This window comes from Vibrio sp. 1249-1, assembly GCF_033340495.1.
This window is the reverse complement of sequence record NZ_JAWOWJ010001176.1, coordinates 1-516: the sequence shown is the minus strand read 5'-3', so window position 1 is coordinate 516 and position 516 is coordinate 1. Positions and strand designations below refer to the sequence as shown.

Sequence of the window (516 nt, the reverse complement as noted above, 5' to 3'; positions counted from 1 at the left end):
AACTCATTCGCTTTATAGTTTGGGTAGCTCGTAATGTTCGGCAAATATTTTTCTAGTACTGACAAGTTTTCTGCAAACATCGAGGCATCGTAGGCAGGATCTTGATAAGAGTTGATCTGGTGATCACCCGTTGCATTACATTCTGCCGCACTGTTTGGGCCAAATTCTTCAACACAGTTGTGAACCATATGGTCATAACTGTGGTTTGCGACGATGTGGCCGCTATCCAACGCCAGTTTTAGTGCCTCTAACGCTCTGTCTTCGTTTTCATCACCAATACCATCTAGGTGCCACGCATTAAAGTAAAACGTCGCTTTTACTTCTTCTTGATTTAGCACATTAATGACGTCAATTGAGGCGTTGATTGGGCCATCATCAAACGTCAGATAAATGGTTCCTTTGGTGTCAGTTTGGGCAAATGCATATTGAGATAGAGCGGCACTTACAAGCGTTGCAATAGCCAGTTTATTTAATTTCATTTTCGATTCCTTTTCGAAATTAATAATGACGTTGTCA

Annotated in this window: 1 protein-coding gene; it reads right to left on the bottom strand. The window is 41.3% G+C overall.

Annotated elements, in window-relative coordinates:
* Nucleotides 1–479, bottom strand: a 479-nt coding sequence (locus tag R7Z50_RS31110) for a polysaccharide deacetylase family protein (protein ID WP_318150229.1), incomplete at its 3' end; no start/stop codon positions are given.
* Nucleotides 480–516: the final 37 nt, after the last annotated feature.